The 25,334-nt window shown below is 72.3% G+C and carries 27 protein-coding genes, 3 tRNA genes and 1 pseudogene; 18 read left to right on the forward strand and 13 right to left on the reverse strand.

Annotated elements, in window-relative coordinates; genetic code table 11:
* Positions 1-38: 38 nt before the first annotated feature.
* Positions 39-959 (reverse strand): phytoene/squalene synthase family protein, encoded by a 921-nt coding sequence (locus tag ACLQ2V_RS23230; RefSeq protein WP_425720675.1) that lies wholly within the window; start codon positions 957-959, stop codon positions 39-41.
* Positions 960-1,024: 65 nt separating this feature from the next.
* Here ACLQ2V_RS23230 and ACLQ2V_RS23235 point away from each other — a divergent pair, with 65 nt between their 5' ends.
* The 12 genes and pseudogenes from ACLQ2V_RS23235 to ACLQ2V_RS23290 all read left to right on the forward strand — a co-directional run bounded on the left by ACLQ2V_RS23235 (position 1,025) and on the right by ACLQ2V_RS23290 (position 9,768).
* Positions 1,025-2,176 (forward strand): polyprenyl synthetase family protein, encoded by a 1,152-nt coding sequence (locus ACLQ2V_RS23235; RefSeq protein WP_425720676.1) that lies wholly within the window; start codon positions 1,025-1,027, stop codon positions 2,174-2,176.
* A gap of 29 nt (positions 2,177-2,205) precedes the next feature.
* A complete protein-coding gene (gene crtI, locus ACLQ2V_RS23240; RefSeq protein ID WP_425720677.1) occupies positions 2,206-3,687 on the forward strand; it encodes a phytoene desaturase family protein in 1,482 nt (493 codons plus the stop codon).
* Positions 3,688-3,742: 55 nt separating this feature from the next.
* Entirely contained in the window at positions 3,743-4,363 is a 621-nt protein-coding gene (idi, locus tag ACLQ2V_RS23245; RefSeq protein ID WP_425720678.1) for an isopentenyl-diphosphate Delta-isomerase, read from the forward strand.
* A complete protein-coding gene (locus ACLQ2V_RS23250; protein ID WP_425720679.1) occupies positions 4,353-5,312 on the forward strand; it encodes a MerR family transcriptional regulator in 960 nt (319 codons plus the stop codon). Before idi ends, ACLQ2V_RS23250 begins: the two co-directional genes overlap by 11 nt.
* Before the next feature lie 70 nt (positions 5,313-5,382).
* On the forward strand, positions 5,383-6,192 hold the full coding sequence (locus ACLQ2V_RS23255; protein WP_425720680.1) for a polysaccharide deacetylase family protein: 810 nt from the start codon (positions 5,383-5,385) through the stop codon (positions 6,190-6,192).
* Positions 6,193-6,345: 153 nt separating this feature from the next.
* Positions 6,346-6,418, forward strand: a tRNA-Glu gene (locus tag ACLQ2V_RS23260).
* 40 nt (positions 6,419-6,458) lie between these two features.
* Positions 6,459-6,532, forward strand: a tRNA-Asp gene (locus tag ACLQ2V_RS23265).
* 102 nt (positions 6,533-6,634) lie between these two features.
* A tRNA-Phe gene (locus tag ACLQ2V_RS23270) sits at positions 6,635-6,708 on the forward strand.
* Positions 6,709-7,089: 381 nt separating this feature from the next.
* A pseudogene (locus tag ACLQ2V_RS23275) lies at positions 7,090-7,263 on the forward strand (ImmA/IrrE family metallo-endopeptidase); the annotation flags it as partial.
* A 978-nt stretch (positions 7,264-8,241) separates the two neighbouring features.
* Entirely contained in the window at positions 8,242-8,712 is a 471-nt protein-coding gene (locus ACLQ2V_RS23280; protein WP_425720681.1) for a hypothetical protein, read from the forward strand.
* Positions 8,713-8,746: 34 nt separating this feature from the next.
* On the forward strand, positions 8,747-9,091 hold the full coding sequence (locus tag ACLQ2V_RS23285) for a cadmium resistance transporter (protein WP_425720682.1): 345 nt from the start codon (positions 8,747-8,749) through the stop codon (positions 9,089-9,091).
* 167 nt (positions 9,092-9,258) lie between these two features.
* Positions 9,259-9,768 (forward strand): SRPBCC family protein, encoded by a 510-nt coding sequence (locus ACLQ2V_RS23290; RefSeq protein ID WP_425720683.1) that lies wholly within the window; start codon positions 9,259-9,261, stop codon positions 9,766-9,768.
* 118 nt (positions 9,769-9,886) lie between these two features.
* Here ACLQ2V_RS23290 and ACLQ2V_RS23295 read toward each other — a convergent pair whose 3' ends face one another.
* Both ACLQ2V_RS23295 and ACLQ2V_RS23300 read right to left on the reverse strand, forming a co-directional pair.
* The gene (locus ACLQ2V_RS23295) at positions 9,887-10,699 is read right to left on the reverse strand and encodes an alpha/beta fold hydrolase (RefSeq protein WP_425720684.1); all 813 of its coding nucleotides are present in this window, start codon (positions 10,697-10,699) and stop codon (positions 9,887-9,889) included.
* Positions 10,700-10,826: 127 nt separating this feature from the next.
* On the reverse strand, positions 10,827-11,543 hold the full coding sequence (locus ACLQ2V_RS23300; RefSeq protein ID WP_425720685.1) for a DUF2786 domain-containing protein: 717 nt from the start codon (positions 11,541-11,543) through the stop codon (positions 10,827-10,829).
* 163 nt (positions 11,544-11,706) lie between these two features.
* Here ACLQ2V_RS23300 and ACLQ2V_RS23305 point away from each other — a divergent pair, with 163 nt between their 5' ends.
* Positions 11,707-12,162: a hypothetical protein gene (locus ACLQ2V_RS23305; protein ID WP_425720686.1), complete on the forward strand. Its 456-nt coding sequence runs from the start codon at positions 11,707-11,709 to the stop codon at positions 12,160-12,162.
* A 59-nt stretch (positions 12,163-12,221) separates the two neighbouring features.
* Here the strand turns inward: ACLQ2V_RS23305 and ACLQ2V_RS23310 are convergent, their stop codons facing one another.
* Positions 12,222-12,611 (reverse strand): hypothetical protein, encoded by a 390-nt coding sequence (locus tag ACLQ2V_RS23310; RefSeq protein ID WP_425720687.1) that lies wholly within the window; start codon positions 12,609-12,611, stop codon positions 12,222-12,224.
* Between the two features lie 170 nt (positions 12,612-12,781).
* On the opposite strand from ACLQ2V_RS23310, the gene ACLQ2V_RS23315 reads away from it, so the two are divergent.
* Positions 12,782-14,122, forward strand: a complete 1,341-nt coding sequence (locus ACLQ2V_RS23315) for an ABC transporter substrate-binding protein (RefSeq protein WP_425720688.1) — start codon at positions 12,782-12,784, stop codon at positions 14,120-14,122.
* Between the two features lie 63 nt (positions 14,123-14,185).
* Here the strand turns inward: ACLQ2V_RS23315 and ACLQ2V_RS23320 are convergent, their stop codons facing one another.
* Positions 14,186-14,929, reverse strand: coding sequence for an enoyl-CoA hydratase/isomerase family protein (locus ACLQ2V_RS23320; protein WP_425720689.1), 744 nt, complete (start codon positions 14,927-14,929; stop codon positions 14,186-14,188).
* Complete coding sequence (locus ACLQ2V_RS23325) at positions 14,926-15,783, reverse strand: 3-hydroxyacyl-CoA dehydrogenase family protein (RefSeq protein WP_425720690.1); 858 nt, start codon at positions 15,781-15,783, stop codon at positions 14,926-14,928. Before ACLQ2V_RS23325 ends, ACLQ2V_RS23320 begins: the two co-directional genes overlap by 4 nt.
* A gap of 160 nt (positions 15,784-15,943) precedes the next feature.
* Between ACLQ2V_RS23325 and ACLQ2V_RS23330 the strand changes: the two genes are divergently transcribed.
* Entirely contained in the window at positions 15,944-16,231 is a 288-nt protein-coding gene (locus ACLQ2V_RS23330) for a hypothetical protein (RefSeq protein ID WP_425720691.1), read from the forward strand.
* A 146-nt stretch (positions 16,232-16,377) separates the two neighbouring features.
* Here the strand turns inward: ACLQ2V_RS23330 and ACLQ2V_RS23335 are convergent, their stop codons facing one another.
* Positions 16,378-17,157, reverse strand: a complete 780-nt coding sequence (locus ACLQ2V_RS23335) for a class I SAM-dependent methyltransferase (RefSeq protein ID WP_425720692.1) — start codon at positions 17,155-17,157, stop codon at positions 16,378-16,380.
* A 54-nt stretch (positions 17,158-17,211) separates the two neighbouring features.
* Here ACLQ2V_RS23335 and ACLQ2V_RS23340 point away from each other — a divergent pair, with 54 nt between their 5' ends.
* Positions 17,212-17,592: a PPOX class F420-dependent oxidoreductase gene (locus ACLQ2V_RS23340; RefSeq protein ID WP_425720693.1), complete on the forward strand. Its 381-nt coding sequence runs from the start codon at positions 17,212-17,214 to the stop codon at positions 17,590-17,592.
* A gap of 204 nt (positions 17,593-17,796) precedes the next feature.
* Here ACLQ2V_RS23340 and ACLQ2V_RS23345 read toward each other — a convergent pair whose 3' ends face one another.
* A complete protein-coding gene (locus tag ACLQ2V_RS23345) occupies positions 17,797-18,006 on the reverse strand; it encodes a BldC family transcriptional regulator (protein WP_007073996.1) in 210 nt (69 codons plus the stop codon).
* Between the two features lie 276 nt (positions 18,007-18,282).
* Positions 18,283-19,122 carry a hypothetical protein gene (locus ACLQ2V_RS23350; RefSeq protein ID WP_425720694.1) on the reverse strand — a complete coding sequence of 280 codons (840 nt, stop codon included), beginning with the start codon at positions 19,120-19,122 and terminating at the stop codon, positions 18,283-18,285.
* Between the two features lie 213 nt (positions 19,123-19,335).
* Between ACLQ2V_RS23350 and ACLQ2V_RS23355 the strand changes: the two genes are divergently transcribed.
* The gene (locus ACLQ2V_RS23355) at positions 19,336-20,418 is read left to right on the forward strand and encodes a Glu/Leu/Phe/Val family dehydrogenase (protein ID WP_425720695.1); all 1,083 of its coding nucleotides are present in this window, start codon (positions 19,336-19,338) and stop codon (positions 20,416-20,418) included.
* Positions 20,419-20,728: 310 nt separating this feature from the next.
* Positions 20,729-20,944, forward strand: a complete 216-nt coding sequence (locus tag ACLQ2V_RS23360) for a DUF3073 domain-containing protein (RefSeq protein ID WP_425720696.1) — start codon at positions 20,729-20,731, stop codon at positions 20,942-20,944.
* Positions 20,945-21,089: 145 nt separating this feature from the next.
* Here ACLQ2V_RS23360 and amcA read toward each other — a convergent pair whose 3' ends face one another.
* The 4 genes from amcA to purF form a co-directional block, all read right to left on the reverse strand.
* Positions 21,090-21,326, reverse strand: a complete 237-nt coding sequence (gene amcA, locus ACLQ2V_RS23365) for a multiple cyclophane-containing RiPP AmcA (RefSeq protein ID WP_425720697.1) — start codon at positions 21,324-21,326, stop codon at positions 21,090-21,092.
* The gene (gene amcB, locus ACLQ2V_RS23370; protein WP_425720808.1) at positions 21,295-22,401 is read right to left on the reverse strand and encodes a cyclophane-forming radical SAM peptide maturase AmcB; all 1,107 of its coding nucleotides are present in this window, start codon (positions 22,399-22,401) and stop codon (positions 21,295-21,297) included. Before amcB ends, amcA begins: the two co-directional genes overlap by 32 nt.
* A gap of 129 nt (positions 22,402-22,530) precedes the next feature.
* Positions 22,531-23,682 carry a phosphoribosylformylglycinamidine cyclo-ligase gene (purM, locus tag ACLQ2V_RS23375; protein ID WP_425720698.1) on the reverse strand — a complete coding sequence of 384 codons (1,152 nt, stop codon included), beginning with the start codon at positions 23,680-23,682 and terminating at the stop codon, positions 22,531-22,533.
* Positions 23,683-23,745: 63 nt separating this feature from the next.
* On the reverse strand, positions 23,746-25,284 hold the full coding sequence (gene purF / locus ACLQ2V_RS23380; protein WP_425720699.1) for an amidophosphoribosyltransferase: 1,539 nt from the start codon (positions 25,282-25,284) through the stop codon (positions 23,746-23,748).
* Between the last annotated feature and the right edge of the window lie 50 nt (positions 25,285-25,334).

Raw genomic sequence — 25,334 nt, forward strand, 5'->3', positions numbered from 1 at the left:
ACCGGGCGGCGGTGACGAGTCCGACGCCGGGCGCGAGATCAGCGAGGGCGCCTCCCCTTCGGGCCGGGGACGACGACCGGGACGCCCGCCCGGGTGAGCAGGGCCCGGCCCGCCACCGCCATCCGCCGCCGCTGGGGCACCTGGGCCCGCCGGACGAAGACGTCGTAGCCCTGGGCGGCCACCTCGTCGAGGATGCCGCCGTAGAGGGCGTACGCGGTCCGCATGCAGGCCTGCGAGGCGGGCCTGAGCAGGGTGACGCCCGGCGCGGCGGCGGCGTAGTGGGCCTGGGCGCGGCTGACCTCGTACTCGATCAGCTCGCGGATCTTCGGGGTGGAGCGGCGGCGCGCGGCGGCGGCGAGCAGGTCCTGACGGGTGACGTCGAACTTGGCCAGGTCCTCGTCGGGCAGGTACGTCCGGCCGCGCGCCAGGTCCTCGGCCACGTCCCGGATGAAGTTGGTGAGCTGGAAGGCGAGGCCGAGTTGGCGGGCCGGCTCCCGGGCGGCGGCCGGGTCGGAGCTGCCGAGGATGGGCAGCATCATGGTGCCGATGACGGCCGCCGAGCCCTCCATGTAGTCGAGCAGGTCCTCGTAGGTGGGGTAGGCGGTGACGGTCAGGTCCATCGCCATGCTGCGCAGAAACGACGCAAAGTCCGCCCGGTCGAGGTCGAAGACGGCGATGGTGTGCAGCACCGCGGGCAGCAGCGGGTCGTCGACCGACGCACCGTGCAGCCCGGCCAGGAAGCGGGACGACCAGTCGTCGAGCCGGGCGGCCCGCTCGGCGGGCGGCAGGTCCTCGGTGCGGTCGACGATCTCGTCGGCGTACCGGGTGAATCCGTACAGGGCGTGCACGTGTCGCCGTTTCCAAGCGGGGAGCAGCCGGGTGGCGAGATAGTAGGTGCGGCCGTGGTGTTTGTGCAGCTCACGGCAGCGTTCGTAGGCAGCGGTGAGGTCGACGTCCACCGGGCCCCTCCTCAAATCGACGCATCAATCGACGCAACTCGTAACCCTAGGGTACGCTCGCCCACATGGCCAACGACGCAGCGGCGGGTAATGCACTCCGCGTCGCACCGGCGCAGCCGGGAGCGACCGACGATCCGGTCCGCGGCGTGCTGGCCGCCTTCACCCGGGACCTGCTCGGCGGGATCGACGACACCCTCTCGGCCTTCCTGTCCGCCGAGGTCGCCACGCTGGCCGAGATCGATCCGGCGATGGGCGGCTTCGCCGCGACGGCGCGCGACTGCGTGCTCGCCGGCGGCAAACGGGTCCGCCCGACCTTCGCGTACTGGGGGTGGCGGGGCGTCGGCGGCGACGAGCCGCTGCCGCGCGTGCTGCCGGCCCTGGCGGCCCTGGAGCTGCTGCACACGTTCGCGCTGGTGCACGACGACGTGATGGACGCCTCCGACACCCGGCGCGGCCGGCCGACCGCGCACCGGGCCGCCGCCGCCCGGCACGTCGCCGCCGGTCACACCGGCGACCCCGACCGGTTCGGCGAGGCGGTGGCCGTGCTCGTCGGCGACCTCTGCATGGTCTGGGCAGACCGGCTGATGGCCCAGGCCGCCGTGCCGGCGACCCGGCTGCTCGACGTGCGGCGCTGCTACGACCGGATGCGGATCGAGACGATCGCCGGGCAGTACCTCGACGTGCTGGGTGAGCACGACGCGGCGAACTGGTCGGTGGGCCGGGCCCTGCGGGTCGCCCGGTACAAGACCGCCAGCTACACCGTCGCGCGACCGCTGCTCTTCGGCGCGTGCCTGGCCGGCGCCGACGCCGAGGCGCCGCTGGCCGCCGCGTACACCCGCTACGGGTTGGCCGTCGGCGAGGCGTTCCAGCTCCGCGACGATCTGCTCGGCGTCTACGGCGACCCGGCGACCACCGGCAAGCCGGCCGGCGACGACCTGCGCACCGGCAAGCCGACCGCGCTGCTGATGCTGGCCCGGCAGCTCGCCACCGGGGCGCAGCGGCGGGCCCTGGAGCGGGCCGGCACGGTCACCGACGCCCGGGAGGTGGCCCGGCTGGCCGAGCTGGTCGCCGACACCGGCGCGGTCGCCCGCGTCGAGGCGATGATCGCCGAGCGGGTCGCCGAGGGGCTCGCGGCGCTCGACACCGCGCCGGTTGACGAGACCGCGCGCACCGCACTGACGGGCCTCGCCACCGCCGCCACCGACCGACGGGCATGATGAGCGACGTTTCGAAGGAGGTGGTCGGAGTGCGAACCGTGACGGGACGTACCGACCGGGTGCTGGTCGTCGGTGCCGGGCTCGGCGGGCTGGCCTGCGCGCTGCACCTGGCCGGCAGCGGCCGGCAGGTGACGGTGCTCGAACGGGAGGCGGTGCCCGGCGGCCGGGCCGGGCGGCTCGGCGTCGACGGGTACGAGTTCGACACCGGCCCGACCGTGCTCACCATGCCCGACCTGATCGCCGAGGCGCTCGGCGCGGTGGGCGAGGAGCTGGCCGACTGGGTGGAGCTGATGCCGCTGGACCCGGCGTACCGGGCGTACTACCCGGACGGCTCGACGCTGGACGTGCTCACCGACACCACCCGGATGGCCGCCGAGATCGCCTCGGTCTGCGGCCCCCGGGAGGCCGACGGCTACCTGCGCTTCGTCGAGTACGCCCGCGAGCTGTGGCGGCTGGAGCGCACCGACTTCATCGAGCGCAACCTCGACGCGCCCACCGACCTGCTCACCGGCAACCTGCTGCGGCTGCTGGCGGGCGGCGCGTTCCGCCGGCTCCAGACGAAGATCAACCAGTTCTTCCGGGACCCGCGCACCCAGCGGATCTTCTCCTTCCAGGCCATGTACGCCGGGCTCGCGCCGCACGACGCCCTGGCGATCTACGCGGTCATCGCGTACCTCGACTCGGTGGCCGGGGTCTACTTCCCGCGCGGCGGCATCCACGCGGTCTCCCGGGGGATGGCCGGCGCGGCGGAGAAGCACGGCGTGCAGATCCGCTACGGCACCACCGTGACCCGCGTCGAGACCGCCAACGGCCGGGCCACCGGCGTGGTCACCGCCGACGGCGAGTTCGTCCCGGCCGACGTGGTGGTGCTCAATCCCGACCTCCCGGTCGCCTACCGCGACCTGCTCCCACCGACCCGGCAGCGCCGGCTCACCTACTCCCCGTCCTGCGTGGTGCTGCACGTCGGCTCGCGGCAGGGCTATGGGAAGATCGCCCACCACAACATCCACTTCGGACGGTCCTGGAAGGGCACGTTCGACGAGGTGATCCGGCGGGGGGAGCTGATGACCGACCCGTCACTGCTGGTCACCAACCCCAGCCGCACCGACCCGTCGGTGGCCCCGGCCGGCCGGCACACCTACTACGTGCTCGCCCCGGTGCCCAACCTCGAACGGGCCCCCTTCGACTGGCGCGGCGACCTGACCCGCCGCTACACCGACCAGCTGATCGACACGCTGACCGAGCGCGGGTACGTCGGGTTCGGCGACGGCATCGAGGTCCTACGCTCGGTCACCCCCGCGGAGTGGGCCGAGCAGGGCATGGCGGCCGGCACCCCGTTCGCGGCGGCGCACAGCCTCTTCCAGACCGGCCCGTTCCGCCCCTCGAACCTGCACCGCGGCCTGGACAACGTGGTCTTCGTCGGCTCCGGCACCCAGCCGGGCGTCGGCGTGCCGATGGTCCTGATCTCCGGCAAGCTGGCCGCCGCCCGCGTCACGGGGGGTGACCAGTGAGCGCGAGGAACGCAGCGAAGCGGAGTCCCGCAGTCGCGAACGAAGGCGAGTTCCGATGAGTGCCCGGGAGGACCACCTGGTCGAGCTGGTCGACGACGACGGGCGGGCGCACGGCGAGATCACGGTCGCTGCCGCCCACCAGCCGCCGGGCCGGCTGCACCGCGCCTTCTCGGTGCTGCTGGTCGACCCGGACGGCCGGGTGCTGCTGCAACGCCGGGCCGCCTGCAAGACCCGCTTCCCGCTGCGCTGGGCCAACTCGTGCTGCGGCCACCCCGCGCCGGGCGAGTCGCTGGTCGAGGCCGCCAACCGACGCCTCGGCGAGGAGCTGGGCGCCGGGCCCGTCGACCTCACCGAGGTCGGGGTGTACGTCTACTACGCCGAGGACCCCTCCACGGGCCGGGTCGAGTACGAGTACGACCACGTGCTGCGCGCGGACGTCCCGCCCGACACCCCCCTGCACCCCGCTCCGGACGAGGTGGCCGAGCTGCGCTGGGCCGACCCGGTCGCCGTGGCGGCCGACCTGGACGCCGACCCCCGCGCGTACGCGCCCTGGCTGGGTGGGGTGGTGAACCGCCTGCTGCACCCGTCCGGGCCGACGGCGGACGCTCCCGGCCCCAGCGCGGCCCCGGCCGGCTCCCCGGCGGACGACGCGTCGGAGCGGTCGGGTGGCCGATGAGGCGCTGAGCGCGGGGGCCGTGGCGCGCCGACTGGGCGTCGCGGTCACCACGCTGCGCACCTGGCACCAGCGCTACGGGCTCGGCCCCAGCCAGCACGTCCCGGGCCACCACCGGCGGTACACCCCGGCCGACCTGGCCCGCCTGGAGATCATGCGTCGGCTGACCGCCGAGGGGGTGACGCCGGCCGAGGCGGCCCGCTGGGCCCGGCAGTCGCCCGCCCCGACGACGCCCGGCCGGCCGCCCGTCGGCGTGCTAGACACGGCCCGTCCGGTCGCCGCCCGCGACGGCGGCGGTCAGACCATCGCGGTCGGCCGCGCCGGCCCGGCGGCGCGCGGGCTGGCGCGGGCCGCGATGCGGCTGGACTCGGTGGCCATCGGTACGACCATCGCCCGCGCCCTGGCCGCCGAGGGCGTCGTGGCCACCTGGGACGGGCTGTTGCGGCCGGTGCTCGTGGGCATCGGCGAGCGGCACGCCGCCACGGCCGCTCTGGTCGAGGTGGAACACCTCATGTCACGGTGCGTGTCGGAGGCGTTCGCCGCCACCGCGCGGGCCCACGCGCCCGACGGACCGGCCCGGATCCTGCTCTCCTGCGCCGACGAGGAGCAGCACACCCTTCCCCTGGAGGCGTTGGCCGCAGCGCTGGCCGAGGCCGGCGTGGCGTACCGGATGCTCGGTGCCCGGGTGCCGGTGGCGGCGCTGGTGGAGGCGGTCAACCGCACCGGCCCGGCTGCCGTGGTGGTCTGGTCGCACACCCGGGCGACTGCCGACCCGGGGCAGCTCACCGCCCTGCTGGCCAGCCCGCGCCGGCCGTTGCTCGTGCTGGGCGCCGGCCCCGGCTGGCTGGCCGACTCGCTGCCCGCGGGCGTGGTCCGCCCGCTCGACCTGACCGAGGCGGTCTCGCTCATCCTGGCGGTACGTCACTCTCTGCAACAGTCGACAATAGACTGACCGGTGTGCGATCAGTGCGTCGCTTCCACTAGCGTCGGGTGGCCCACGTACCCGGCCTCACGGAGCGACGATGAGTGCACGCGCCGTCCTGGCGTTCGGCATGACCCTGATCCTGTTCCTCGGTGCCTGCGGGGAACGCAAGAGCGACGGCCCGTCGAAGGCCGCCGCCCCCTCCCCGCATGCCTCGGCACCGCCGTCACCGAAGCCGAGTCCCCCACCCCCCAAACCGAGCGTCGCGCCGAAGCCCACCAAGATCACCCCGGCACCGCTACGGCCGCTGCCCCACAAGCTCCCGGAGGGGCTGCGCCGCAGCACCGGCGTCCGGGCGGTGGCGCTGACCTTCGACGACGGGCCCGACCCGGTCTGGACGCCGAAGATCCTCGACCAGCTGCGCCGGGCCAAGGCGAAGGCCACCTTCTGCGTGGTCGGCACCCGGGCTCGGGAGTACCCGGAGCTGGTGGCGCGCATCGTGCGGGAGGGACACCAGCTCTGCAACCACAGCTGGCGGCACGACATGGACCTCGCCCGGCGGTCGACCGCCGAGATCCGGGCGGACCTGACCCGGACCAACCGGGCCATCCAGGCGGCCGCGCCGGGCGCCAAGGTGCCGTTCTACCGGCAGCCGGGCGGGCGGTGGAGCGCGCGGGTCGTGGCGGTGAGCAAACAACTCGGCATGCAGTCGCTGCACTGGCGCGTCGATCCGCAGGACTGGGACAAACCGACCAGCACGACGATCAAGCGCCGGGTGAACGGCGCGGTTCGGCCCGGCGCGGTCGTGCTGCTGCACGACGGCGGCGGGAACCGGGCCGCCACGATCGCCGCCTGCGCCCACCTGATCGGTGCCCTGAAGCGGCACTACGGCCTCGTCCGGCTCACCTAGACCGCCCCTGACCTGCGGCTTTACCGGCCGGCCCGCTCACTGCCATACCGATTTGTTCGGCGGGCCGGCCGTCACGTATGCTTTTGAAGCCTCCGGCGGGGCCGGATGGGAGCAAGTCCGCAGAAGTTGCGAGTGTGCAATGATGGCGGGGCCGCCCTCATCGTCTAGCGGCCCAGGACGCCGCCCTTTCAAGGCGGTAGCACGGGTTCGAATCCCGTTGGGGGCACGACCGGCGCAAGCCGGAGCAACACCAGTAACACCAGCTAGGTCCTGTGGAGCAGTTGGAGTGCTCGCCGCCCTGTCAAGGCGGAGGTCGCGGGTTCAAGTCCCGTCAGGACCGCAGCGCTGACGCCGCGCGTACGATGCGCGGCGTTCTGCGTATCGGAGCAGGTCCCCTACCGGCGGTCACCCCGCCTCTTGGGTACCATGACCCGAGCGGCACGGCCAGGTAGCTCAGTTGGTACGAGCGTCCGACTGAAAATCGGAAGGTCGGCGGTTCGACCCCGCCCCTGGCCACATAGCCTTTCGCCGGGCTACAGAGATCCCCACCAGCGGAGACGCAGGTGGGGATCTTGCTGTTTCCGTCAGGCCACTTCGATCGCCGCTGGCCCAGGGTTGACCGCCCTTGACCCCGGATCAACACCGCTTGTTGCACGCCCACTGCATGCCGCTCGCCCACTTGTCGCCTAGTGGTAGCTCTGGCACTCCCGCGCTGCTGCGGTACGCGACGCTGCCCTGGGGCCGATCCGATCAGAGTGAGCGAGGTTCGCATGGTCCTCCCAGACCTCGATGGAGACGAGCAGGCAGCTGTCGGGCACTTCGGAGTCTCCTACTAGGGTGACCTCGGAGCCTCTACACTGATCGGCTTTCCCAGGCCACCAGGGTGACCGCGACCGCTTCACCCTTGCTCACGAACTCGGGCAATTGGTTCTGCACACGTTCCGGTCAAGAACAACCCAAAGCCAACCCGAGGATGAGAGCAACATTTTCGCCACCGCCCTGCTGGCGCCCCTCGACCGCGCACAGTCCAGCACGTCGGACAGGTTGTCACTGACGATTACGCACGACTGAAGGCGACTCGGGGCGCCTCCATCCAGGCCCTAATCATGCGTGGCCATGCTGTGGAAGGCATTGGCGACACGCGGAAGAACTCCCTATTCGCGCATTTGCCCGCAAAGGGATGGCGGCGACAGGAACCAGTTTCGGTGGGACAAGGATCACCTAAGCTGCTATGGACCCTATTGTCGCGTCGCTACGGCTCTCGCCCCTATGCCCAAGGAGCAGACGAGCTTGCGATTTATTCGGCCCTTCTGAGGTCAATCGCACCGATCCCTCAGCGCACCCCTGCCACAAGCAAACAAGCCGACCCGACTCACAACGACGGTGCGAAGGTGGTCGATTTCGGCGCGGGGCACCGGGCGATGCGGCGCAGAGCATAGCGGGCACAACTCTGACGCGCACCACCCTTGCCCGGATTGCCTTGTTATAGCCGAAATGGGGGTTAGGCTAGCACTTGATCTTGTCAACGATGATCGAGGCATCCAGACACGCTGACTGTCAGATTTCTGACACTACCTTTGGTGTGCCGTTGGTAACTTCATGCAACCCCTGATCGATGAAGTTACTGAAGGTGGACCCGAGTGCCCGGTAAAGGCAGCGCAGCCGAGGTCCAGGAACTACGGGACGACGTAGAGCTGACTCAGTACGGAGAGGATGGCGAGGATTTTCGCAACCGGCTGCGGGTAAGCAGAGGTGAGACGGAGATGTCTTTGATCATCGGTCGGCAGACCAAGATGGCAGTCGCACTCCTGGTCACCAAGGCTGCGCCACCTTGGGCTAAGGCTCGGTACACCAGCGCTGGCGCGCTGCGTCAGGCCGGCTTCGAGGTCATCCACTCACCCACCCGAGGCAATCCCCTTCATGTCTCAGTGTTCCCACCGTCTGGACCACACGGACCTGCCGAGTGGGATGACGGTATGGCGGAGAGCTTCGACAAGTGCTTCACTGACTGCACGGGAGGTGATACTCGTGAGTAAGTCCGTTCTCCCAATGTTGGGCAACCTGGCATGGGCGCCGGTCACTTCGGTTGAGAAGGTCGAGATCTTCGACCGGTACAACGGTGTACCTACACTGGGCGTGTTTAGAACGGGCGGGCAAGCCCATCTATTCTGGCGCGTGCTTGGCTATACCGGCGATATATCTCTCTGGCTGTACGTTCCTCTATCAGACGGCGACGAAGATTCCCTTGGGGGCGATGAGGGTCCTGGCCTTCTGGACGGGATTGTCTATCAGTCGCCCAGGCGGCGCTATGCAGCTTTTGGCGTGGCCGACTTCAACCGACTCACTTTTGAGCGCGAGTGGAGCATTCCGGCAGGAACCAAGCATGGCGAGATTCTTCACTCCTTGGTTGAGGACGTCGCGAATGCTCTCCAAGTCGCAATAGACGAAGGGCTGCCGCCCAGTAGGAGAGAGGATTACAAGAAGGCGCAGGAAGCTGTGCGTCATCTTGTTGACTGCTAACTACTTCACGTGCCGCTCCCAACCCTTGATTTGGGTGAGGAGCGGTTCGTGCGTTTCGGCCGACAATCCGTGGCCCGCTCGAGCGGCGGGCCGGCCGCAGCCGTGGCAGATCTGGGCCGGCCAGTACGCCGGCGTCGCAACCCTGGTGACCGCCTCCGCCCTGGCTGCCCTCGGACTGCCCCTCATCCCCGACCGATGGTTGGGTTTGCTAAGCCTGGTCCCGTTCGGCCTCGGGGCGTGGGGACTGGTGGGAACGATCCGCAGCCGGGGCGACGAGGAGCCGGCCGCTCCGACGGTGGCCTCCGGCGTGGTGTCCGTCATGGGACTGACGGTGGCCAACGGCGCGGACACTGGATCGTGCCGGTCGTGCTCATGCTGATCGGCGCCGGGATCGTGCTCGGTTCCGGTGTTCTTGCCCGACTGGCATAGCGAGCACGACGAACCGGGCCGAGGGGCCCTTACTGTCCGGTATTCGGGCGTTGTGGGCCGTAAAGCGGTCGTGGACGGAGCTGCACTTCAAGGCATCAGCCGGTATGGTCCGGGCCTATGGGACAGGAAACGGCTGGTCCGACAGGAATCCGGCAGCACGTCGAGCGGTATTCGCTCCGCAGCAGTCTCCTCGTTCCCACCCCCGCCGAGCGGGCCTTCGCGGTCTTCACCGGCTCGCTCACCGACTGGTGGGTGCCGGAATACACCTGGTCCGGGCCGAGGGCGCTGGCCGAGCTGGGCATCGAGCCCCGCACCGACGGCATGCTCTACGAGATCGGCCCGTACGGCTTCCGCATCGACTGGGGCCGGGTGCTCACCTGGGAACCGCCCCGGCACCTGACGTTCGTCTGGCAGATCGGCCCGGACCGGGTGCCGGTCCCCGATCCCGCCCGCGCCAGCGAGGTGGAGGTGAGCTTCGTCCCCGAGGGCACGGATCAGACCCGGGTCGAGGTCGAGCACCGGCACTTCGACCGGCACGGCGCGGCCGCCGAGGGATACCGGCACGCGCTCACGGCGGGCTGGCACGAGCTGCTCTCGCGCTACCTGACCACGGTCACCCGCCCCTGACCACACCGCTGACCGGGAACGCAGCGCCACACCGCGACCACGTGCACAGCCCCTGCTGCCGGGTGGGTACTCGCGACTGTTCTACCCGGTTCCGCGGCCACCTGGGCAGCGCCGGTTATCAGCCGCTCGTCACCCACGTCAGCATTGCTTGCCAGTGGGCCGGCGATGGTGTGTGGGCTGCGTCCTCGCTGATGCGAATCTTGGCGTTGGGCAGCCGTGCAGCGATCAGCGGTGCGTCGGGAACGGCTCGGCCGGGGTCGTGTCGACCGGCCCAGATGAGGACGCGGCAGGGCACGTCACGCAGGCGGAACCCCCATGGGCGGAGGTCGGTGGCGAGCCAGTCGCCGGCCAGCCCGGCCGCCCCTTGGCGGGCACCTTCGCGGTTCGCCTCCTCGTAGGGCCGCATCCAGGGGTCCTGGCCGGCGGCCAACAGTTGCCGGTGCTGCTTGAGCGGATCCTCGGCGAACCATGCGGCGGCGCGGGTCACGTAGCGGCGCCCGAGCCCCGGAACGGTCCGCAGGGCGCCCGCCTGAAACCGCTGCCAGCCACGCACCGTGCCCAGTTCTCGATACGGGCCGGTGAAGCCTGCGGCGACCACCCCGGTCAGTCGATGCGGGAACCGGGCCCCACAGGCCACGGCGTACGGCGCACCACCGGAGAACCCGACCAGACCGAAGCGCTCGAGCCGCAGAAAACTCATCAGCGAACCGACGTCGTCAGCGACGCCGAGGAGCGTCGGCCGTCGGACAGGCGTGGACCGACCGTACCCGGGCCGGTCCACGGTGATCAGGCGGACGCCCGCCAACGCCGCGTTGTCCGGGCGGCTGAGCCGAGAGCCCGGCGTGCCGTGCAGGAACACCACCGGCGGCCCGGCCGGATCGCCGTACTCCGCCCAGCTCAGAACCCGGCCGTCCGGCAACGCAAATTCCATATCGCCTCTCCACCAGACACTCGACGCGACAATTCAGTACGACCCATGGACACGCGTCGTCGTATTGTGCAGTGCGACAATGCCGAAGCGCACCGATGTGCCGCAGACGACGCGCGGGGCCCGACCATCAGCGGTCGAGTGGTCGGGGCTGCCCGGCGGCGGGATGCAAACCACGGGTGCCCAGGTCGGCGCGGCGGCCCGCCGCGGCACCCGAGCCGAAGCCGGAGCCGGCGAGCCGCCGGGGCGCGGCCGAGCGAAGCCGTGGGTACACCTCGGCGACCCGGCGCTGGACCCGGTCCGAGCGGTCCACCAGCACCAGCGCGACCGAGGGCGCGCCCGCCCCGGCGGCCTCGGCGACCGCGCCGGCCTCCGCCTGCGCCAGCCGGGCGCCGACCACCTGGGCGAAGCCGGCCAGCCAGGACCGCCGGAACGCGGCCGGGTGGTCGTGCGCCGGGACGGCCGCGCCGGCCAGCCCGTGCGCCGCCTGCACCAGCAGGGAGGTGAAGAGCAGGTCGACGCGTTCCAGGTCGCTGGCGAAGCCGAAGAGGTGCATCGCGAAGCCGCTGCCCTGCCGGCGGCGCACGCAGCGGCACCGCATCGGGTCGGCGACGGCCGCGAGCAGGCCGGCCTTGTCCCGGGCGTACGGGGCGACGACCTCGACCACCCGGTCGCCGACCGGGTCGGTGGCCGGGTCGCGGGCCGCCAGCAGCGCCCGGTCCACGCCGTAGCGGGCGATCAGCTCGGTGGCCTTGGCGGTGAAGGCCGCCGACTCCTGGGGCGTGCAGGCGGGGTCCTCCGCCTGCGCCAGCAGTTTGCGCACCTTGGCGAGCATGGCCTCCGACATGTCACCAGAGCTACCACACCCCGCCGACGGCGCTCGGGCCGACGCCCGGCGGGCGGCGGGGGGCGGGCTACGGGCCGACGCCGGGCGGAATCGACCCGTATCATCGTCGCGGTCGGTCAGCCGTCCCCACGCGGACGGTCACGTCAACAGTTGGAGGCACCCCATGTCGTCCCCGGTCGTCCGCCTGCTGTCCACCACCACGGCCACGGCGGTGTCGGTGCTCGCCCTCGCCGTGCCCGCCCAGGCCGCCCCCGCCCCGCAGCAGGCCGCCCCCGCCGCGCAGGAGATCGGCGTCAACCTCTTCGGCACCGACGCCACCTGCTACGGCGGCGCCGTCCGCTCGTACTTCCAGACCGGGGGTTGGGGCGGTGAGGCCGGCACCTACCGGGCCAGCAGCCGCTGCGGGGACATCAACGTCCGCAACGCCAGCAGCTTCGGCACCCAGGCCTGCGTGGTGTTCGTCGACAAGACCAACGCCTGCAACTACTGGACCTACCTGCCGGCGAAGTCGGGATGGATCACGGTGGCCACCAACGTCCGGGACGGGGCACGGTTCCGGGTCCGCTTCTCCAACCTGCGCTACGAGTACGAGCCGCTGACCGCGTACCACGCGTTCTGAGTCGAGCGCGCCCCGGCGCCACCCGCGCGAGCTTCGGGCCCGGACGGGCCGCCGGGGCGTCAGCCGGCCCGGCTGCGCAGGGTGGCCACCGTCGAGCCGGCCAGGGTGAGCAGGCAGTCGGGGAGCAGGCCGTCGGCGACCGCCGCACCGAAGAGCGCCTCCCCGGTGTCGGCGTCGGCGTTGGCGTACGCGCTGACGAAGCGGGCCACCCACCGGGTGTCGTAGCCGGCCTCGTCGATGCCGGGGAAGTCCAGCGCCGCGCCGGTGGCGGCGGAGACGTCCCCGACCATCGTGGCCGCCAGACACCAGGCCACGCCGTACGCGCCGGCGAGGCCGGAGCGGTCGACGACTTTGTCGAAGGCGCCCACCACCGCCTCGCCGTCGCCGTCGAGGGCCCAGTGGAGCACGGAGGTCGCGTCGTCGACTGTCTGTTGCGGTACGTCCGTCACGCGGCGAACTGTACGACGGGTGGTCAACCCGTGACCACCTGACAGCAGCCGCCCGATCAGCACCGGCACCCGGACGGGCCGAGCAGGCGATTGACCGGCGTCCACGGCCCCGCAGCCCAGCTCGGCACGCTAAGGTGCGCAGCGGACCTTCGTCGGAGGAAGGACGACCCATGCTCGTATCACCCGGCTCGCGCGCCGCCGCCCTGGTGGCCTGCGGGGCGCTGCTCCTCGCCGGTGCCGGCTGCGGCCCCGACAAGTCCGAGGAGGCGACCACCACCCCCCGGGTCCGCCTCTACGGCTCCGACGGCAACATGACCAACGCCTACATCGCCGAGTTGAAGGAACGCGCCGACCTCGTCGACGGCATGAAGGGCACGGTCCCGTCCACGCCGCTGCCGGACTCCTTCAAGAACCGGCTCCGGGTCGTCGACCCGAAGCTGGGCGACTACCTCTACTCCGCCGAGTCGTACGACGCGGTGGTGATCAGCGCCCTGGCCACGCAGTTGGCCGGCAGCACCGAGCCGGCGGAGATCGCCAAGCAGATCGTCGGCGTCACCAACAACGGCCAGCGCTGCGAGAAGGTGGCGGACTGCCTGAAGTTGGCCCGCGAGGGCCGGGACATCGAGTACCGGGGTATCTCCCTCAACCGGGCCGGGTTCACCGACGCCGGGGAGCCGGCCACGGCCAGCTACGCCACCCTGACCTTCGGGCCGCAGAAGCTCGACGACGGCAAGACCGAGTTCGTCGGCGCGGGTGACGAGTCGGCGGCCAGCACCAGGAACCCGCCCCGGCCGCGCGCGAAGCGCGGCGGGACGGCCGGTGCCCCGCTGGTGCTCGGTGGGCTGCTGCCCCGCACGGGCGACCTGGCGCTGGCGTACCCGCCGCTGGCCGCCGGGGTCGCGCTGGCGATCAAGGAGATCAACGCCGTGGGCGGGGTGCTCGGCGAGCCGGTCCGCTGGCGCGACGGCGACGACGGCACCAACCCGGCCGTCGCCAAGGCCACCGTCGCCGAGCACGTCAAGGACGGCGTACCCGTCATCATCGGTGCCGGCGGCTCGGGCATCTCCCGCGCCGTGCTGCCGGACGTGGTGGCCGCCGGCCGGGTGCTCTTCTCGCCGTCCAACACCGACGCCGGGCTGACCTCGATGGACGACCGGGGGCTCTACTTCCGTACCGCCCCGCCGGACAGCCTGCAGGGTCGGGCGCTGGCCGACGTGATCCTGCGCGACGGCCCGCACCGGATCGTGCTGGTCGCCCGGAAGGACTCCTACGGCGAGGGTCTGCAGGAGACGGTCCGCGCCGAGCTGGACCGGGCCGGGGTCGGCAGCGACCGGGTGAAGCTGCTGACCTACGACCCGCCGGCGGACCCGGGCGCCCCGCCGCTGGACTTCCGCACCGGCGCCCGGGAGGTCAAGGACTTCGGCGCGGAAGCCGTGCTGATCATCGGCTTCGCCGAGTCCGCCCAGGTGATCCGGGCGCTCGCCGACGCCGGGGTGCAGATCCAGCACTGAGCCCCCACCCGACGCCCCGCCCCTGAGAAGACGAGGGGCGGGGCGTCGGGCACCGGGCCGGCGTCAGCGGGGCCGGCGGCGTTCCAGGAACTCGGTCATCCGCCGCCGCTTCTCCTCGTCCTCGAAGAGCACCGCCTGGCTGACCAGGTCGAGTTGCGGGTGGGCGGCCGGCGGCGCGTCCACGGCCAGCTTGGTCAGCCGCAGCGCCAGGGCCGACCCCCTGGCCATCTCGTCGAGCAGCCCGTGCGCGGTGGGCAGCAGCTCCGCCGGCTCGGCGACGACCCGGTTCACCAGGCCGATCCGCAGCGCCTCCTCCGCGTCGACCCGGCGGCCGGTGAAGAGCAGCTCCTTGGCGCGGGCCTCGCCGATCAGCGCCGGGAGCCGGTGGGTCGCGCCGGCGCCGGCCAGGATGCCCAGCCGCACCTCCGGCTGGCCGAAGACCGCGCGGGCCGTGCAGACCCGCAGGTCGCACGCGTACGCCAGCTCGGCGCCGCCGCCCAACGCCGGGCCGTCCACGGCAGCCACGGTGGGCATCGGCAGCGCCCGGAGCCGGGCGAAGGCGGCGCTGTTGATCGCGGCGAGCGCGTCGAGCCGGCCCCGCTCGCGGAGCTGGCCGATGTCGGCCCCACCGGCGAAGATCCCCTCGGTGCCGCCGGTGAGCAGCAGCAGCCGGGGCCGCGCCTCCAGCTCGGCGCAGACGGCGTGCAGCTCGCCGATCAGGTCGGCGTCGATGGCGTTGCGCTTCTCCGGCCGGTCCAGCGTCACCACCAGCCGGTCGGGGCGTTCCTCGATGCGCAGCCCGCTCACCGCTTCTCGCCTGCTTCCCAGCGGTAGAAGCCCTGCCCGGACTTCTTGCCCAGGCGCCCCTGCGCGACCATCTCCTCCAGCAGCGGCGGCGGCGCGAAGCGGTCCCCGTACGCGGCTTGCAGGGTGCGGGCGATGTCCAGCCGGACGTCCAGCCCGACCAGGTCGGTCAGCTCCAAAGGGCCCACCGGGTGCCGGTAGCCCAGCACCATGGCCTTGTCGATGTCGGCGGGTTCGGCCACCCCGTCGGCGACCATCCGGATGGCCTCCAGGCCCAGGGTCACCCCGAGCCGGGAGGTGGCGAAGCCGGGCAGGTCGCGTACGACGACGGGGTCCTTGCCCAGCCGGCCGGCGAGCGCGACGGCCGCCGCGGTGGTCTCCGGCGCGGTGGCCGGGCCGACCACCACCTCCAGCAGCGCCATGGCCCAGACCGGGTTGAAGAAGTGCAGCCCGACGAAGCGTTCGGGCCGGTCCAGCCCGGCGGCCAGCTCACCGATGGCGATGCTGGAGGTGTTGCTGCCCAGCAGCGCGGGGCGCAGCGCGGCGGCCTCCCGCAGCACCGCACGCTTGAGGTCGAGCCGCTCCGGCACGGCCTCCACCACCACGTCGGGCTCGGGCGCGGCCTCGGCGAGGGAGGCGAGCAGCCGCACCCGCTCCCGGTTCGCGCTCGCCTCGTGGGCGGTGAGCCTGCCCCGCCCCACCGCCCGTTCCCACAGCTCGCCCAGCCGCGCCCCGGCGGCGGCCGCCCGGTCGGGGTCGACCTCGACGAGCTCGACGCGGTATCCCGCGCCGGCCGCCACGTAGGCGATGCCGAGGCCCATCGTGCCCGCCCCGACGACGACAAAACGACTCATCACTTCTCCTCGCCGCGGGCGGCGGCGCGCGGGGTCCCCGCCGCGCCGGGCCGCCCGCTTCGCTGGCCCTTGGCTGCGACCCTATGCAGCATCGATCACGTCGGCAGGCGTGGGGGAGCGGCGGATCGGGTACAGACGGCGTCAACCGAGGGAAGGACCGGACATGAGCCAGGCACCGGAGAGTGTGGAGAACGCGGCCACCGTGGAGACCCGCGGCGAGGAGCGGGTCGATCTGCTCCGCGCGGACACCAACAACGACGGCAAGGCCGACGTCTGGGTGGTCGACACCGACGGCGACGGCCGGGCCGACCTGTTCCAGTTCGACACCACCGGCGACGGCAAGGTGGACATCACCATGGTCGACCTCGACGAGGACGGCACCCCGGACGAGGTGGTCGACGGCGACGGCGGCCTCCCGCCCGAGCAGCACACCCCGACCGTCCAGGTCTGAGGCAGCAGTAAGGGCCCCTGTGGTCGCCACCGGCGGCAGCACAGGGGCCCTGCTGGCGCCCGGGGGCCGGCCGGCCGCGTCCCGGCCACCGGGCGCGCAGGAGCGGGCGGCGGGCGGCGGGAGAGCCGGCGTGGCGCGGGGTCGGTCTAGTCGGCCAGGGTCAGGGTCGCCAGGTAGTACGGGGCGTCCCGGTCGTCCACGTCGGTCAGCCGCCACGGGGTCCCCCGGACCAGCTCGGCCAGCTCCGCCACCGAGCAGAACAGGTAGTCGAACCACTCGGTGCCCAGTTCCCGGTAGCGCAGCCGCAGCCGGAGCTGGCCGCCGAACCGGCCGCGCCGCCGGTTGCGCTCGTGGTAGCCGGTCTGCACCGGGTCGGTGGTGCCGTACGGGTCGGTGCCGTGCGCGATGACCTGCGCGCCGGGCCGGGCGAGCGCGGCGAGCGCGGCGAGGAACGCCGGGGCCCGGTCCCGGCCCTCGATCAGCCCCAGGTTGTTGCCGAGCAGTAGAAAGGTGTCGTACCGCCGGCCGTCGGCGACGTGCTGCTCGACCGTGCCGTGCACCAGGTCACCGACCCCGCGTCGGCGGCACACCCGCAGCGCCCCGAGCGAGGTGTCCAGCCCGGTCACCGCCACCCCGCGCTCCTGGAGCAGCAGCGCGATCCGCCCGCCGCCGACGCCGATGTCGAGCGTCTCGCCGCGCACCCGCTCCACCGCCCGGTGGTCGTACGGCTCCCACTGCTCCGGGCCGGCGAGGTAGTGGGCGGCGGGGGCGCCGTTGATCAGGCCGTCGTCGCGCTCGATGATCTCGATGACGGGTCGGGGCAGCCGGCCGCCGGCCAGCGGGCGGGGGCCGATGCCGGTCTGCACGGCGAGCGCGTCGCGCAGCAGCTCGCCGAAGACGTCGCCGATCTTTGGTTGCCCGGTCACGGGCTCCACGCTAGCCCCGGCGGCGTCGGCCCGCGCGGTCGTATTCTTGAGGGCGTGACCACCCTGGACCGCCTCGGCGCGGAGAAGTACGTTCTCGTGACGACGTTTCGCAAGGACGGGCGGGCGGTGGCCACCCCGGTGTGGGCCGTCCGGGACGGCGACGCGTTGGGAGTCTGGACCGCCGCCGAGTCGGGCAAGGTGAAGCGGATCCGGCGCAGCGGCGAGGTGACGGTCGCCCCGTGCGACATGCGGGGCCGGCCGCACGGCGAGGCGGTCCCCGGTCACGCCCGGATCTGCGACCCGGCGGAGACCCGCCACATCTGCGAGCTGTTGAAGAAGAAGTACGGCCTGCTGGGCCGGCTGAGCCTGCTGGGCAGCCGGCTGCGGCGGGGCGAGGCGGCGCGGGCGGGCATCCGGATCACGTTCTCCGCCTGAGCCCGGCCCAGCTCCCGGTGGTCAGGACGCCATGGACGTCGAACGGGCGTCGTAGGGTCCATGGCGTCCTGATCACCTTGGGTCGCCACGGGCGTTTGCGGTGGCTGGGGTCGTCGGGGCGGGGCTAAGGCCGGACGCGCCAGGGGCGGCAGGCCGTCGGCCTGCCGCCCCTGGCGGAGAACTGTTGGTGGTAGCGGGGGTTGCTCAGTCCCCCTGGCGCTGCTGGGGGATCTGCCCCTGCAACAGGGCGCGAACCTCCGACTCACGGTATCGGCGGTGCCCCCCCAGGGTCCGGATGGCGCTGAGCTTGCCAGCCTTCGCCCACCGGGTCACCGTCTTCGGGTCGACACGGAACATCGACGCCACCTCGGCCGGTGTGAGCAGCGGCTCCGGTTCGTGCGTTCGCGATGCCATATCGGTCACTCCTCCACAGGTATAGACATCGGCCGGGGTCCCGCCGGCCGACGCGCCTCCCATGGTCCGGCTAGTCCCCGATGTCCGACATGGGCCGAACGGCCGAAGGTCCCTAGACGGACGGATGAACCATGCCCGATATATACGACTAATACGCGTCAGAACCCATCTTATTCGGACTCATATTCACTGGTCGTGATGCTCCAACTACGACCCGCCTTCCGACTGGGAGCGCTCCCCCCGGCCCGCCGAGGTGGAACTTCCACCAGGTCACGCCTAGTTGGAACGCTCCAGCAGCTGGATCGCCCGCCAGCGGGCCACCAGCGTGTCGTACGCCGTCGAAGCCTCCTCCGCCTCGCCCTTGGCGAGCCCGGCCAGCCCGGCCGCGACGAGCGCCGGGGAGTCGTCCGAGGCGAGCGTCTCGGCGGAGAGCAACTGGACCAGACCGCCGTAGTCCAGCTCCACCATCGAACGGGGGTGGAACTCCTCCAGCCACCGGGCGGCCTCCTCCACCGCCTCCGTGATCGGCGCCTCGCCGACGGTCTTGCGCAACACCGACAGCGCCCGCGACGACCGGCGACGCGCCTTGGAGATCTCCGTGCGGTAGCGCAGCGAGCGCCGCTCCGCCTCGGCCACCAGGTCCCGCTCCTCGGCGTCGAACAGCACGAACCAGCGCAGCGGCACGCCCCAGGTGGCGATCTGCTCGTGCACCCGGGGGACGCCGTGCTCCAGCACCCGCGCCCCGCTGCGCCAGTCCTCCACCACCGCCTTGGCCTGGCCGGCCAGGATCGGTGGGACGAACGCGTCCGCCAGCACCGCCGGCACCCCCTCGCGGGCGCTCAACGCCGCCTCGGCCACCCGGATCCGCAGGTTCCACGGGCAGACCAGCAGGGTGTCCTCGGTCTCCAGGACGTACGCCTCCTCGGGCAGGTCGGGCAGCCTGGTCCAGCCCGCGCCCAGCGCCTCGATGACCGCCGTGCGCTGCCGCCCCGGCCCCTCTGAGGGGGCCACGGCACGCCCCTCGGCGGCGTAGCGCCGCCAGTAGGACTGACGGTCTCGGTCGAAGGCGGTCAGCGGCTCGTACACCCGCAGGTACGAAGCAAAGAGCGACGGCACTGCGCGATCCTCCCACGAGCATCGAAGCCGGACGCGGGCAGCGCCCCCGATCGCCCGGCCGATGCCGCTGCTCAGGCACCGAACGTCCGCACCGGAAAGTGACGTCGGCGACAGTACGGAACGGCCGACACTAGGCTCGACCCCACCGGCAACACCCCGCCGGTGCCACAGGGGCCGCGTCCCACCGGACGCACACCGACACGGGAGCCAGCAATGGGCGTATTCGCCAGCACCGACGGCCCATCGGCCGCGGGTCACGAACAGGTCGTGTTCTGCCAGGACGCGCAGAGCGGCCTCCGCGCGATCATCGCGATCCACTCCACCGCGCTGGGTCCCGCGCTCGGCGGCACCCGGTTCTACCCGTACCCCGACGAGGCGGCGGCGCTGGCCGACGTGCTCGACCTGGCGCGCGGCATGGCGTACAAGAACGCCCTGGCCGGGTTGGACCTGGGCGGCGGCAAGGCGGTCATCTGGGGCGACCCGCAGCGGCTGCGCAGCGAGGCGCTGCTGCGCGCGTACGGGCGGTTCGTCGAGTCGCTCAACGGGCGCTACTACACCGCCTGCGACGTCGGCACCACCGTCGCCGACATGGACGTGATCGCCCGCGAGACGCGCTACGTCACCGGCCGCAGCGTCGAGCACGGCGGCGCCGGGGACTCCTCGGTCCTCACCGCCTGGGGCGTCTTCCAGGGCATGCGCGCCGCCGCCGAGCACGTCTGGGGCGCGCCGACGCTGCGCGGCCGGCGGGTCGGGATCGCCGGGCTGGGCAAGGTCGGCAAGCACCTGACCCGGCACCTGCTCGACGACCGCGCCGAGGTGGTGGCGACCGACGTCGACCCGCGGGCGCGGGAGTGGGCCCGCGCCCACCACCCGCAGGTCGAGCTGGTCGACGACACGGCCACGCTGGTCGCCGCCGACATCGACGTGTACGCCCCGTGCGCGCTGGGCGGTGCCCTCGACGACGACACGGTGCCGGCGCTGCGGGCGAAGGTGGTCGCCGGTGGGGCCAACAACCAGCTCGCCCACCCGGGGATCGACAAGCTCCTCGCCGACCGGGGCATCCTCTACGCCCCCGACTACGTGGTCAACGCGGGCGGCGTGATCCAGGTCGCCGACGAGATCGAGGGCTTCAACTTCGACCGGGCCAAGCTGCGGGCCACCCGGATCTACGACACCACCCGGCAGATCCTGGGGTTGGCCGACGAGGAGGGCGTCCCCCCGGCGGTGGCCGCCGATCGGCTCGCCGAGCGCCGGATGACCGAGATCGGCCGGCTGCGCAGCATCCACCTGCGCTGATGCGCCCCGCCCGGGGGCGATATCGCCTCGGACGGGACATCCGGCGGCTAAGGCGGACAACCGACACCGACGCCGACGGGGCCGGTCTCCGCCGGCCGGTCCGGCCCGCGTCACGGGCGGCTCGGCGCACGCCCCTTACGGCGGCGGAATCGCCCACGTGCGGGGCGACTGCGACGCGCAGAGGCGGCCTGCGGTAACCCGAGGTGTCGAAGGCCGGCATCCCCATGTACCGTAAGACCCACGAGAGATGCCTGACGTCATCGGGGACCGCCTTTGGGCTGCCCCGAATTCTGTGCGAGGGGGTCGAGCCATGGGGCGCGGCCGTGCTAAGGCCAAGCAGACGAAGGTGGCCCGGGAGTTGAAGTACAACACCCCGAACACCGACCTCACCGCCTTGCAGCGCGAACTGGCGGGTGCTGGTAAGTCGAACAACGACTTCGACGACGACTACAAAGAGTATGTCGACGACGACGACGAGGACCACACGGACGACGACCCGGATACCTGGGCCCGTCCAACCCGTTGACCTCCGGGAACAACCGAGCACGCGGTAGTCCGCGTGCTCGCGTGTGCGTACGTCCCGGAGCCGGCTGCCAACCGATGATCAAGGATCTGCCTCGCCGGGCACCCAGCCGGCCGATCGGCAGGTCCTTGATCTCGGAGGCGTACCCTCAGCGCGGGCGGTTGTTCCAGTTGTAGAACGTCGGGATGTTCTCGAAGTGGTTCCAGGCGCAGACGGCGCTGGCCCCCTCGCCCCCCGCCGCCTCCGACCGGAGCCGACGCGCGTCCGCCGCCTCCTGCAGCAGCTCGGCCAGGCCGGTGGCGGTGTCCCGCACCCGGTCGCCGACCGGGTCGCCGGTGACTCTCCCGCTGCGCTCAGACTGCCGGTGTCCGGTGATCTCGGGCATGGTCCAACACTCCCTCCAGTAGGCGGATCTTGCTGTTGCGGCAGTGCTCGGTCTCCGTGCCGTCGAACCGGCCCAGCTCGAAGTAGCGGTTGGCGGCGTGCCCTCCCCCGCAGAAGCCGAAGTACGGGCAGGACACCCGGCACGCCTCCACGCCGGCCAGGAACTCGCCCACCCACGGCGTCGTGCGCGGTGCCCCGGCGAGGATCTCGGCCAACGGCGCGGTCAGCACGTTGCCGCTGCTGAAGTCGCCGTACCGGGCGTCGGTGAAGCCCGCCAGCTCCGGGCTGAGCACGATCACCGACCCGTCGTAGGCCACCGTGGGGATCGGGTCGAGGTGGCGGGGCAGCAGGCCGTCGGCGGTGCCGTCGAGCACCGCCGCCGTGTACCGCAGCGACCACTCCACCTCGCGCAGGTGGATGCGCGGGTCGCGCCGCCACGCGGCCACCAGCTCGGCCCAGAACGCCCGCACCGTCGCCGCGTCGTGGGCGTTGCTGCGGGTGTTGACCCCCTCGGTCTCCTCGATGTTGACGCCCAGCACGTCGCAGCCCAGCCCGAGGAAGTAGTCGTACAGCTCGGCGGCCCGGCCCGGGGCGGGGTCACCGACCACCGCCAGCGCCGAGAATGGCAGGCCGTGCCGGCGCAGCGCGTCGATCCCGCGCACGATCCGGTCGTACGCCGGGCGGCCCGCCCGGGTCACCCGGTCGCCGTTGCGCCCGCGCGGGCCGTCCACGCTGACGCTGACCCGCACCCGGCGCTCGGCGAGGAACCGGCACCAGTCGTCGTCGAGCAGGGTCGCGTTGGTCTGCACGTGGTGCTCGACCTGCGGGCCGAACGGGGCGAGCAGCGCGGCCAGGTGCTCCCGGCCCGCCGCCAGCGGCTCCCCGCCGTGCCACACCACGGAGAACCGGCCGGCCGCCGCCCACGGGTTGACCGACGCGGCGACCGCCTCGGCCACCGCGAGCGGCATCCGCCGGTCGGCCGAGCGGTGCGGGAGGTAGCAGTACGCGCAGTCGAGGTTGCACAGGGTGGTCGGCTGCATCACCACGTACGACGGGACCGGGGCCAGACCCCGCATCCCGCTCGCCGGCCGGTCCCGAGCAGCCATCACCCTCCTCCCTGGCCCGATGGGTGCCCTTCAGGCTAGGCGGCGACGGCCGCTCGGGTGAACCCCCGATCAGGTGTTCGGATGATCAGCGCTGGGTGATCAGCCCCGGGTGTGCTGACCCACCATCTGGACCTTGCCGGTGCCCTCGATGATCTCGCCGGCCGGCCAGGCGTCCACGCCCCGGCCGGTCAGGGTGGCCAACGCCCGGTCGGCGTCCTCGGCGGAGACGATCGCGAACATGCCGACGCCCATGTTGAAGGTCGACTCCATCTCGGCGTCCTCGATCCGGCCCTTGGACTGGATCAGGTCGAAGATCGGCTGCGGCTTCCAGGTCGAGCGGTCGACCACCGCGTCGACGTGCTCCGGCAGGATGCGGACCAGGTTGCCCGGGATGCCGCCGCCGGTGACGTGGGCGATCGAGCGCACCTCGGCCTCGGCGATCAGCTTGAGGCAGTCCTGCGCGTAGATCTTGGTCGGGGTGAGCAGCTCCTCGCCCAGGGTGCGCTGCCGGCCGAAGTCGTCGAGCACCACGTCCAGCCGCATCCGGCCCGCGCCCAGCAGCACGTGCCGCACCAGCGAGTATCCGTTGGAGTGCAGGCCAGAGGAGCGCATCGCGATGACCACGTCACCGATCTCCACCCGGTCCGGGGTGAGGATGTCGCTCTCCTCGACCACGCCGACACCGGTGGCGGAGACGTCGTACTCGTCCGGGCGCAGCACGCCCGGGTGCTCGGCCGTCTCGCCGCCCAGCAGCGCGCAGCCGGCGTACCGGCAGCCGTCGGCGATGCCGGCGCCGATCTCGGCGACCTTGTCCGGCACGACCTGGCCGCAGGCGATGTAGTCGAGCAGGAAGAGCGGCTCCGCGCCGCAGGCCACCAGGTCGTCGACGACCATGGCGACCAGGTCGATGCCGATGGTGTCGTGGATGTCGAGCTGCTGGGCGATCACCAGCTTGGTGCCCACCCCGTCGGTGGAGGACGCCAGGATCGGGTTCTTGTACTTCTTCGTGTCCAGCCGGAAGAGGCCGGCGAAGCCGCCCAGGTCGCCCATGACCTCCGGGCGGCGGGTCTGCTTCACCTTGGACTTGAGCAGCTCGACCGCGCGGTCGCCCGCCTCGATCGAGACGCCGGCGTCAGCGTACGAGGCCGAGCGTTTGCGCGCCGGGCGGTTGCCGCCGGCCGTCCAGGGCTGGCGGTCGCCGCCGCCGGTCGGGCTGCTCTCTGTGCCGCTGCGCTCGGACACGTGCGTCACGGTTCTCCCCTTTGTGGTTCTCGCGGGGTCCGGCGGTGACCGGTCCGCCCGCGTCGGGCGGTGCTACGGGCGGTGTGCGGTCGCGCCGCCCGAAGTGGCGACAAGCGGTGCGGCGTTGTGGCCGAGGACGTCCGGGGCATCGGCGACCCGGCGTCCCACTCCTTCGAGAAGGTGCTTGCCGATGAGGTTGCCGGCCGGCAGGTCGATCGGGTATTCCCCGTCGAAGCAGGCCCGGCAGAGCCGGGTCTTCGGCTGCTCGGTCGCGGCGATCAGACCGGCCAACGAGACGTAGCCCAGGGTGTCGGCGCCGATGGAGCGCCGGATGCCCTCGTTGTCGAGCCCGTTGGCCAGCAGCTCCGCCCGGGTGGCGAAGTCGATGCCGTAGAAGCACGGCCAGTTGACCGGCGGGGAGGAGATCCGGACGTGGACCTCCAGGGCACCGGCCTCGCGCAGCATCCGCACGATCGCCCGCTGGGTGTTCCCGCGCACGATCGAGTCGTCCACGACGACCAGCCGCTTGCCCCGCACGTTCTCCCGCAGCGGGTTGAGCTTGAGCCGGATGCCGAGCTGACGCAGGGTCTGCGACGGCTGGATGAAGGTGCGCCCGACGTACGGGTTCTTCATCAGCCCGGCACCGTAGGTGATGCCGGACTCCTCGGCGTAGCCGATGGCGGCCGGGGTGCCGGACTCCGGCACCGGGATGACCAGGTCGGCCTCGACCGGGTGCTCCTTGGCGAGCTGGCGGCCGATCTGCACCCGGGCGGAGTGCACGTTGCGCCCGGCGATGGTCGCGTCCGGGCGGGCGATGTAGACGTACTCGAAGAGGCAGCCCTTCGGCTCCGGCGCGGCGAACCGGGCCGAACGCAGGCCGTTCTCGTCGATCGCGATCAGCTCGCCCGGCTCCACCTCGCGCACGACGCTCGCGCCGACGATGTCCAGCGCGGCGGTCTCGCTGGCCACCACCCAGCCCCGCTCCAGCCGACCCAGCACCAGCGGCCGCACACCGTGCGGGTCGCGGGCCGCGTAGAGCGTCGACTCGTCCATGAAGACGAAGCTGAACGCGCCGCGCAACTGGGGCAGCACCTCCAGCGCGGCGGCCTCGACCGAGAGGTCGGGGCGGCTGGCCAGCAGCATCGTCACCAGCGAGGTGTCGTTGGTGGAGCCGTCGGCGACCAGGCCCCGCTCGGCCACCTCGCGCTGCAACTCGGCGGTGTTGACCAGGTTGCCGTTGTGGGCCAGCGCGATCGTGGTGCCGCTGGTGGTGGAGCGGATGGTCGGCTGGGCGTTCTCCCAGGTCGAGCCGCCGGTGGTCGAGTAGCGCGCGTGACCGATCGCCACGTGCCCCCGCAGGCTGGCCAGGGTGGGCTCGTCGAAGACCTGGGCCACCAGGCCGAGGTCCTTGTAGACCACCACGCCCGAGCCGTCGCTGACGGCGATCCCGGCGGCCTCCTGGCCACGGTGTTGCAGGGCGTAGAGCCCGAAATAGGTCAGATTGGCGACCTCTTCCCCCGGCGCCCAGACGCCGAAGACGCCGCAGGCGTCCTGTGGGCCGGGTCGTTGGGGGTCAAGGTCGTGGCTCAGCCGGCCGTCGCCTCGGGGCACCTACCGCTCCCTCATGCTGGTCTGGACTGGCCGGGCGGGATCTCGGGGGC

Origin of the sequence: Micromonospora sp. DT233, from assembly GCF_049841815.1 — a bacterium.
In the GTDB taxonomy this organism is placed as follows: domain Bacteria; phylum Actinomycetota; class Actinomycetes; order Mycobacteriales; family Micromonosporaceae; genus Micromonospora.

Coding starts and splice junctions, on each gene's coding strand:
- ACLQ2V_RS23315 (WP_425720688.1), top strand. CDS start 12,782: ATGCTCGTATCACCCGGCTCGCGCGCCGCCGCCCTGGTGGCCTGCGGG.
- ACLQ2V_RS23235 (WP_425720676.1), top strand. CDS start 1,025: ATGGCCAACGACGCAGCGGCGGGTAATGCACTCCGCGTCGCACCGGCG.
- ACLQ2V_RS23295 (WP_425720684.1), bottom strand. CDS start 10,699: ATGGAATTTGCGTTGCCGGACGGCCGGGTTCTGAGCTGGGCGGAGTAC.
- ACLQ2V_RS23330 (WP_425720691.1), top strand. CDS start 15,944: ATGAGCCAGGCACCGGAGAGTGTGGAGAACGCGGCCACCGTGGAGACC.
- ACLQ2V_RS23255 (WP_425720680.1), top strand. CDS start 5,383: ATGAGTGCACGCGCCGTCCTGGCGTTCGGCATGACCCTGATCCTGTTC.
- ACLQ2V_RS23360 (WP_425720696.1), top strand. CDS start 20,729: ATGGGGCGCGGCCGTGCTAAGGCCAAGCAGACGAAGGTGGCCCGGGAG.
- amcB (WP_425720808.1), bottom strand. CDS start 22,401: ATGCGGGGTCTGGCCCCGGTCCCGTCGTACGTGGTGATGCAGCCGACC.
- ACLQ2V_RS23280 (WP_425720681.1), top strand. CDS start 8,242: ATGTTGGGCAACCTGGCATGGGCGCCGGTCACTTCGGTTGAGAAGGTC.
- idi (WP_425720678.1), top strand. CDS start 3,743: ATGAGTGCCCGGGAGGACCACCTGGTCGAGCTGGTCGACGACGACGGG.
- ACLQ2V_RS23345 (WP_007073996.1), bottom strand. CDS start 18,006: ATGGCATCGCGAACGCACGAACCGGAGCCGCTGCTCACACCGGCCGAG.
- ACLQ2V_RS23290 (WP_425720683.1), top strand. CDS start 9,259: ATGGGACAGGAAACGGCTGGTCCGACAGGAATCCGGCAGCACGTCGAG.
- ACLQ2V_RS23305 (WP_425720686.1), top strand. CDS start 11,707: ATGTCGTCCCCGGTCGTCCGCCTGCTGTCCACCACCACGGCCACGGCG.
- ACLQ2V_RS23355 (WP_425720695.1), top strand. CDS start 19,336: ATGGGCGTATTCGCCAGCACCGACGGCCCATCGGCCGCGGGTCACGAA.
- ACLQ2V_RS23300 (WP_425720685.1), bottom strand. CDS start 11,543: ATGTCGGAGGCCATGCTCGCCAAGGTGCGCAAACTGCTGGCGCAGGCG.
- amcA (WP_425720697.1), bottom strand. CDS start 21,326: ATGCCCGAGATCACCGGACACCGGCAGTCTGAGCGCAGCGGGAGAGTC.